Below are 8,398 nucleotides of genomic sequence, written 5' to 3'. Positions count from 1 at the left end.
GAGATGGCTATACGGGCGAGGATATTTGGTTGCTTCATTATAAAGGTAAAAATATCGAGCTTGATATAAGGCGAATTTATGATGAGACTACGAGTAAATATTTCACGGAAAATCCATTTAAAATCAAATATAAATTCCAAAGCGTAAATTCTGACATTGGAGATATTTCAATAGGTGAAATTTATGAAATTTTAAATGAAGCATTGTTGGAATACGGAGATGATGGTATCGATGGCAGAAAATTTTTACCAAAAGATCATGAAGTCGTAACTTTTCTGCACGATTAAAATTCAAAGAATCGATGAGCTGCGTCAAAATACATCTGATATTTCACTATCAAATTTCAATTTTCTACTGCGCTATAAAACGCTCCACTCTTTTTTATATTCGTTTATTATCTCATCGGGCGTTCTTTCTCCCTTATCGACCCTGATAAGATCGATTATATCTTGCTCGTTTGCAAACATACCCTCTATCGCAAGGTTGCAGATGATAGATCTATTTTGCTCGTATTGTTCTGCGCTCAGCTCGTCTTTATATTTTTCAAGTATAGCCAAACTCTTTTCTAAACTATAAACTTCCGGATATTTTTGCATGCTTTATCCCCTAGCAATATAAAATTTTATCAGCTGCGGCGCCCTATTAAAAAACAAAGCTCAAGCGGGCAGGCGCACTTTTTGCTACGAATAGCTTGCAAGTAGTTCGCACTTCGCCGCAGCTAAAGCAGATAACTATTAGATGACGGGAAATTTTACCGCAAGTAGCTCACAAATAAATTTAACAAAGCTCTTATCAAGCAAAAAACGAAGGAAAAGCCGTCAAATAAAACTACTACTCCCTTACGATGAAAGCTCCAGTAAACTTGCCATTATGCGCGAAATCTCTCGCCTCATCCTCGCTCTTAAATCCACTTAAAAAGACGCGATAAATCGGCGCGCCATCTATGCTAAATTCTTTGATGATCGCAGGATATCCCGCCGTGCCGTGGTAATCGCGCTGATAAATTTGTGCGCCGCTTCTGTTTCTAAACGCACCGATTTGCACCATAAAATTTCCGCCGACAATGGTTGCTTTCGGCGAACCTTTAGCAATAGTGCGCCCATAAAAACCCACTACTTCGAGTTTTACCGGCGCCGTACCTCTGGCAAAAACGCCCACCAGATTGGCAGCTGTTTTGCTAAGATCGATGATGCGACCATCCACAAATGGACCACGGTCGTTGATGCGCACGGTTGCGGTAGCGCCGGTATCGCGATTCGTGACCTTTACCATAGTATTCATTGGATAGGTTTTGTGCGCGGCAGTCATGCCATTCATATCGTAAATTTCGCCGTTTGAGGTGTATTTGCCATGAAAATTCGGCCCATACCAGCTGGCGATGCCGATTTGAGTGTCACCGACGCTTACTTGCTCGGGGTAGTAGGTTTTGCCGTTGATTTTATAAGGGCGCATGGTGGCGGGAGAGTTTTTGCCGATCTTGCCCGCACCGCTCGCAGACGATCTAGAAGGCGGTGCGGTGCGAAACGAGCAACCGGCAAGAATCAGCGCAAAAAGCGCACTAAAAAGAGCGATTTTCTGGTACGACACCTACGGTCCAATCTTATTTGTTGAATTTTATATTATTTAGCGCTATTTCGTTTTTGTCTTTGAGGCTAAGCTCGTTCGCCAAACCTGCTAACACGCGTCCTGGCTTGCGCTGTTTCAGACGTGGTTCATACGCTTGAAACGCGCCTTGATTTACGACAAATTCTGCATATTTGCTTTGTGGGATATAAAAGAAGTACTTGCCGTTAAGCGGCGAAATTCCGTTTTTAATATGCGCGTTGTAATCCTGCATTTGCGACGGCGAAATTCCGATCTGTTTTGCAACTGCGCTTAGCTTTGTGCCCGGAGCTACTGCGATACGCTTTAGCCCCCATGGCTCGCTTTCAAAAAGCAGAATTTTACGCATATTTTCATTTTGAGCGATGTAAGCGTATTTAATAATACGCTTGATAAAATTCTTAGTCTCATTAGGAAGTGCGGGGCTTTTTAGCAAGCGATCCAGATCGTCGCTGCCAGTAGCTGCAATCGCATTTTTAAGCTTTTGATCGCCACAATTATACGCCATTAGCGCTAAATACCACTTGCCAAAATTTTGCTTCAGATGCAAAATATACGAAAACGCAGCATCCGTAGAGGCTGCGGGATCGCGACGCTCATCTACGGCGCTATCTACTCTAAGACCGAAATTTTTCGCAGTCGCCGGCATCAGCTGCCACATACCACCTGCGCTAGCGCCCGAAGTTACGGTGTTTTTAAGATGAGATTCTACCATTGCCAAATACAATAAGAATTCCGGAGCTTCGATGTTATCGACCTCGGATTTGACTAAGTAGGCATTGTGCGACTGTGAAGTCACGATATGCTTAAACTGCTTGCGATCGCTTGCATTGATCGCACGGAATATGCCCGCAACTACGTTTTTGCTCGATTCGTTATTTTCGATGCCGAATTGATTTAAAATATAGTCGTGATTTGCGCGCATCAGACCGGGCTGGCTCGCAAACGCTTCGCCCACTAAAAGTAGGGCTAGCAGTATAAATTTTATGGCTTTCATATCTCTCCTTTGATTTTATCGCCAAAAAGCCTGCAGGCGTTTTGAGTCGTTATTGCTTCAACCTCTTCTACGCTTAGGCTTAAAATTTCCGCGACTTTTTCTACCACGAGTCTCGTAAATGCAGGCTCATTGCGCTCGCCACGATGCGGATGTGGGGTCAGATAGGGCGCATCCGTCTCGATTAAAAGGCGCTCTTGCGGAATTTGCGGTAAGATCTCAGCTAAGTTTTTTGCATTTTTGAATGTCAAAACTCCGCCGATACCGAAGTAAAATCCGTATTCGCTAAGACCTAGCAAAAGCTTGCTGGCATTGAAGCAGTGCAAAACACCACCGCATAAATCGCCGGCACGATCTTTTAGAATTCCAAAGCTATCTTCGTTTGCTTCTCGGATATGGACTATAAGTGGTTTTTGAAGTTGTGTTGCTAGATCGATTTGTGAGATGAAAGCGTCTTTTTGGCGGGAGATTTCTAAGGCTTTGGTTTCCTTGCTCTCTTGCTGCTTAAGTCTGAAATAATCAAGACCGCATTCGCCAACGCCCACGCATTTGGGATCGTCAGCATACCGCTTCAGCACCTCCATATCGAAAGAATCTATCTCGTATGGATGCACCCCTACGGCAAAATACACATTATTCCGCGCGTGCGAAATTTCACATGCCTTATCTAGGTCTGCTACATCGGCACCGGGAATGATGATGCTGCGCACGCCTGCAATCGTGGCGCGCTCAATCACCGCGTCCAAATCAGCATCGAAACTAGCATCGTCTAAATGGCAATGTGTATCTATAATCATAAAACTCACTTGATAAAATTTTTCGAAGCGGATTTTACGTCGTTTTGCAAAATCACACTTAAATTTAAATTAAACGCGGTATTGTAGCAAAAAATTTCAGATTTAAACTTAAGCTTAAAATTCCTTCAGCTTTGCCTTAGTTTTTTAGCGAATTCCAGGGCTTCTGCAGTAATAGTCTCGCCACTTATCATACGAGCTAGCTCTGTTATTTTCTCATTTTCGCTTAATAATCTCACGCTAGATTTGCCGTTCGTTTTACTTACTAAAAAGTGTGACGCAGCCTTTGAGCTAAGCTGCGGCTGATGCGAGATCGCAAAAATTTGATAAAATTTTGAAATTTTTACCAGCACGTTAGCGATACTCATTGCCTCTTTTCCGCTTAAATTTGAATCGATCTCGTCTAAGATTAAAATTCCCTCGCCGTTATTTGTAAGCTCCAAGCTTGCCGCGATGAAAGCAAGGCGTAGGCGGTTCGTCTCGCCTGAGCTTAAATTTTTAAATTCCGTCTTGCACAAGCTGACGCAAATTTCGTCCGTGCCGTGCTCACTAAGAACCACGGGCTTAAAACTAAGCTCCACTCCGTCCATATAAAGCTGCTTTAGATAGGAATTTATCAGATCCTCGAGCCGTTTTTTAGCGCCCTTGCGAGCCTCGCTAATTTTTTCGGCAAGGATAGCGGTACTTTCGCTAAGGCGTTTAAATTCCGCTTGCAACTTGGTTTTTTCAAAGCTTAACTGCTCGTAATGCTCAAGCTCTTTCTTGCGCGCTTCAAGCGTAGCTAGCGCCTCCTCTACGCTTCCGTAGCGCCTATTTAGCGCGCTAAGAGCTTCGATGCGATCTAAAATTTTCTCTATGTCGATATTTTCGAGCTCGTCTAAATTCAAGCTTTCTTGCTTTAGCCGCAGCTCGTTCATCGCATCCTCGAAAAATGCGCTATCCAGCCCGCTAAGACTTAGCGCTTCGATGACGCTGCGTTCTAGCTCAAAAACGCCCTGCGCCCTAGCCCAAAGTTCCTCGATCTTATCTTTTTTACTAAGCTTTTTTTTGATCTGCAAAAGCTCCTCATATTCGCCGATCTTAGGCGATACGCGCTCGATTTTTTCAATCTCGAAGCGAGCAAATTCCTTTAACTCCTCGATCTTGCGCTCTTGATCCAAAATTTCATCCAGCTGCTTTTTTGTGCGGCTAAATTCCGTAAAGGCGCTTTGAAGCTCCGATAGGCTTTGCGTGTGTGCCGCATCTTTTTTCGCGGCGATAAAATCAAGTAATTTTAGCAAGCTGTCGCTACTCATTTCGCCGGCGTTTTTCGCGCCTAAAAATTTCACGTATTCGCCGGCGATCGTGCTTAGATTTTTTTTCGAGACCGATTGGGAATTTATAAAGTATCGCAAGCTACGCTCTTTTAGGACGCGAAAGGTATTTGGCGTATCGTTTATCAAGCCGAAATTTTCCATATCAAATTTATGCTCTACGTCCGCTTCTATGAGCTCTGCCTCGCATTCTTTAAGCCCGAACACCGCTAAAATCGCGCCTATTAATACCGATTTACCCGCGCCGCTGATACCTGTAAATACGCTAAGCCCTGGGCCAAAGCTAAGCTCGCTCTCGCAAAAACCTAGATTATTTTTAATATAAATTCTTTCTAGCATCCGCCGTGCCCCCATCTGAGTTTGGCTTTTAAAACGTCGAAATAATCGTAGCTTCTGCGTTTTATTAAATTTGCCTTTGCGTGTGAAATTTTAACGCTCACGCTGTGAAATTCCGCAATATCAAAAACGTCTTGCCCATCGATGACGACGCTAACTTCGGAGCTTCCGGCGTTTTTGAAGCTTGCAAGATACTCTTTTGGAAGGATCAAAGGCCGCTGCGTCAGGCTGTGCGAGCAGATCGGCGTGACGCAAAACACGTCGCATAGCGGATAGACGATCGAGCCGTTCGCGCTCATATTGTACGCGGTCGAGCCCACGGCGGAGCTTACGATCACGCCGTCGCCGTAGTAGGTGTTGAAATATTTTCTATTTAAAAACGCATCGATCTTCGCCATCGAGGAGATGTGGCTGCGGGTGATTACGACGTCGTTAAATGCGGTCTTGCGGATGATTTTACCGCCGCCGTTTTCTAGTATCACTTCGAGTAAAAACGGGCGCTCGATCTCGTATTCGCCACGCAAAAATTCCTTTAAAAATTTTGCGAATTCGCTCGGCTGCACGTCCGTTAAAAACCCGAGAGTACCTGCGTTGATACCCAAAATAAAGGCGTTTTTGTCGCTTAGCAACCTCGCAAGCCCGATGAGCGTGCCGTCGCCGCCGAGGCTGATTAAAAAATTGGTCTTTTTTAAAATTTCTGCAAGCGTATGCGACTTAAGGCCGAAAAATTCCGCTCCGTCCTCTTCAAGCAAAAGCTCAATACCTTGCGCTTTTAAAATTTCGCAAATTTGCTCCACGACGGGGCGAATCTCTTCTGATTTTTTGGCTATTAGCCCCGCGAATTTAAGGTTTTTATGAATTTTGTTTTCCATAGTTTTATTTTATAAAAAATTAGCTTTGTAAAAGCAAAATTTAACTATACTTGCATTTTACAAATAATTTTAAAGGAGTAAATTTGCGAAGTCATTATTGCGCCGATTTGAGTAAAAACGATATCGGCAAAAGTGTAACCGTGTGTGGCTGGGTAAATTCTTACCGCGACCACGGCGGCGTGATTTTTATAGATTTGCGCGACCGAAGCGGCTTGCTTCAGCTCGTGTGCGATCCCAAAGATAGCAGCTCGGCATACGAGGTAGCAAATACCGTGCGAAACGAATTCGTCCTAAAAGCCGTCGGCAAGATCCGCGCTCGCGGCGAGGGGCTGGAAAATCCAAATTTAAAAACCGGCGATATCGAAGTCGTGGTAGAGGATCTGCAGATCGAAAATCCAAGCAAGCCGCTTCCTTTCGTAATCGGCGATAAAAGCGTCAACGAAGAAACGAAGCTAAAATATCGCTTTTTGGATCTGCGCGCCGAGGGAAGCTTCGATAAATTTAAGATGCGTTCCAAGGCTGCGATCGCCGCGCGAAATGCTCTTGATAGGCTAGGCTTTGTGGAGGTCGAAACGCCGATCTTAACGCGCGCGACGCCTGAAGGCGCTAGGGATTATCTGGTGCCTAGCCGCGTCTATCCTGGCAGCTTCTACGCGCTTCCGCAAAGTCCGCAGCTTTTCAAGCAGCTTTTGATGTGCTCGGGCTTTGATAAATACTTCCAGATCGCGCGCTGCTTTCGCGACGAAGACCTGCGCGCCGACCGCCAGCCGGAATTTACGCAGATCGATATCGAGATGAGCTTCAATACCCAATACGACGTAATGAGCGTAGCCGAGGAGGTTTTAAAGGATATTTTCAAATCCTGCGGCCGCGAGATCGTCACTCCTTTTAGACATATGGAGTATAAGGACGCGATGGAGCTTTACGGCAGCGACAAACCCGATCTGCGCTACGATATGCCTTTCATCGACGTAGCCGATATTTTTGAAAAATCGAGCAACGAAATTTTTTCAAATTTAGCCAAAGACCGCAAGGCTAACCGTGTAAAAGCTCTTAAAGTCGAGGGCGGCGATCTGAAATTTAGCAAGCGCCAGATGCAAGGCTTTGAGGAATACGTGAAAAAATTCGGCGCGCAAGGCCTCGCGTTTATCCAAGTAAAAGAGGACGGGCTAAAGGGACCGCTGGTAAAATTCTTTGAAAAAAGCGAGCTGGACGAACTCATCAAGCGCTGCGAGCTAAAAGTCGGCGACGTCGTGTTTTTCGGCGCGGGCAAAAAGAAAATCGTGCTTGATTATATGGGTAGATTTAGAATTTTCCTCGCAAACGAGCTTGGTCTGATCGATCCGAACAGGCTTGAGTTTTTGTGGGTCGTAAATTTCCCTATGTTTGAGCAAAACGACGACGGCAGCTACTCCGCGATGCACCATCCTTTTACGATGCCGAACAATCCCGACGAGCCAGATTTGGAGGATATTACCTCGATTGCCTACGACGTCGTGCTAAACGGCATTGAGCTTGGTGGCGGCAGCATCAGGATCCATAAGGCGGACATTCAAGAAAAGGTCTTTAGGCTGCTTAAAATCGAGCCTGCGGAGCAGAGGGAGAAATTCGGCTTCCTACTCGATGCGCTAAGCTTCGGCGCGCCTCCGCACGGAGGTATTGCGATCGGCTTTGACAGGCTGATGATGCTCGTTACCGGCTCAAGCAGTATTCGCGAGGTTATCGCGTTTCCTAAAACGCAGCGCGCGCAGTGTCCGCTTACCAAAGCCCCTAGCGTCGTGACCGACGAGCAGCTTCGCGAGCTAGGTCTTAGGCTTCATAAGAAGGAGCAAAAATGAAAAGTCTTTTTCTAATCATCGGCGCTCCGGGAAGCGGCAAAACGACCGATGCGAGCATGATCGCTCAGATGAATCAAAGCATCGAGCACTACTCCACGGGCGATCTACTACGCGCCGAGGTAGCAAGCGGCAGCGCTCTGGGCAGGCAGATAGATGGTTTCATATCTAAAGGCAATCTCGTGCCGCTTGATATCGTCGTAAATGCTATCGTTAGCGCGATTAAAAGCTCGCCTAAAGACTTCATCATCATCGACGGCTATCCAAGAAGCGTCGAGCAGATGAGCAAACTAGACGAGGTACTGCGAGGAGACGATGATGTAAATCTTAGCGCAGTCATCGAGGTGTGCGTCAGCGAGGAGGTCGCCGAGCAGCGCGTTTTGGGGCGCGCTCGCGGGGCGGACGATAACGAGGAAGTCTTTAAAAACCGCATGGCGGTATTTTCAGAGCCGATCGAGGATATCCGTAAATTTTACGGCGACGCGGGCGTATTTTACAGCGTAAACGGCGAGCGCACGGTCGAGGAGATCGTAGCGGACATAAACGCTATAATCGCTGCGCAGATCGAAAAATTAGGCTAGCGCGCTTGGATGGCGGCTTAAATTTTGAGCGCCTCCAGCTCCTTTTTTATACCGCAAGCGGCGCAAATCGC

General features: G+C 46.0%; 8 protein-coding genes and 1 pseudogene. 3 read left to right on the top strand and 6 right to left on the bottom strand.

What is annotated here, in order from left to right; all coding sequences use genetic code 11:
• Window positions 1–287 (top strand): annotated as a pseudogene (locus Q0380_RS10455) (hypothetical protein); the annotation flags it as partial.
• Between the two features lie 72 nt (window positions 288–359).
• Here the strand turns inward: Q0380_RS10455 and Q0380_RS10450 are convergent.
• The 6 genes from Q0380_RS10450 to Q0380_RS10425 all read right to left on the bottom strand — a co-directional run bounded on the left by Q0380_RS10450 (window position 360) and on the right by Q0380_RS10425 (window position 5,911).
• Entirely contained in the window at window positions 360–596 is a 237-nt protein-coding gene (locus Q0380_RS10450; protein WP_298963499.1) for a hypothetical protein, read from the bottom strand.
• 235 nt (window positions 597–831) lie between these two features.
• Window positions 832–1,587, bottom strand: a complete 756-nt coding sequence (locus Q0380_RS10445) for a septal ring lytic transglycosylase RlpA family protein (protein ID WP_298963496.1) — start codon at window positions 1,585–1,587, stop codon at window positions 832–834.
• 13 nt (window positions 1,588–1,600) lie between these two features.
• A complete protein-coding gene (locus Q0380_RS10440) occupies window positions 1,601–2,599 on the bottom strand; it encodes a lytic transglycosylase domain-containing protein (protein WP_297882548.1) in 999 nt (332 codons plus the stop codon).
• Entirely contained in the window at window positions 2,596–3,393 is a 798-nt protein-coding gene (locus tag Q0380_RS10435; protein WP_298963495.1) for a TatD family hydrolase, read from the bottom strand. Before Q0380_RS10435 ends, Q0380_RS10440 begins: the two co-directional genes overlap by 4 nt.
• Before the next feature lie 125 nt (window positions 3,394–3,518).
• A complete protein-coding gene (locus Q0380_RS10430; RefSeq protein WP_298963493.1) occupies window positions 3,519–5,042 on the bottom strand; it encodes an AAA family ATPase in 1,524 nt (507 codons plus the stop codon).
• Entirely contained in the window at window positions 5,036–5,911 is an 876-nt protein-coding gene (locus tag Q0380_RS10425) for an NAD(+) kinase (protein ID WP_298963491.1), read from the bottom strand. Before Q0380_RS10425 ends, Q0380_RS10430 begins: the two co-directional genes overlap by 7 nt.
• 83 nt (window positions 5,912–5,994) lie before the next feature.
• Between Q0380_RS10425 and aspS the strand changes: the two genes are divergently transcribed.
• Together aspS and Q0380_RS10415 are read left to right on the top strand one after the other, a co-directional pair.
• Window positions 5,995–7,749, top strand: a complete 1,755-nt coding sequence (gene aspS / locus Q0380_RS10420) for an aspartate--tRNA ligase (protein ID WP_298963488.1) — start codon at window positions 5,995–5,997, stop codon at window positions 7,747–7,749.
• On the top strand, window positions 7,746–8,327 hold the full coding sequence (locus Q0380_RS10415; RefSeq protein ID WP_298963486.1) for an adenylate kinase: 582 nt from the start codon (window positions 7,746–7,748) through the stop codon (window positions 8,325–8,327). Before aspS ends, Q0380_RS10415 begins: the two co-directional genes overlap by 4 nt.
• Window positions 8,328–8,398: the final 71 nt, after the last annotated feature.

Source organism: uncultured Campylobacter sp., assembly GCF_937959485.1.
Lineage (GTDB): Bacteria > Campylobacterota > Campylobacteria > Campylobacterales > Campylobacteraceae > Campylobacter_B.
The sequence above is the reverse complement of the archived record's forward strand: the minus strand, read 5'-3'. Positions and strand labels throughout refer to the sequence as shown.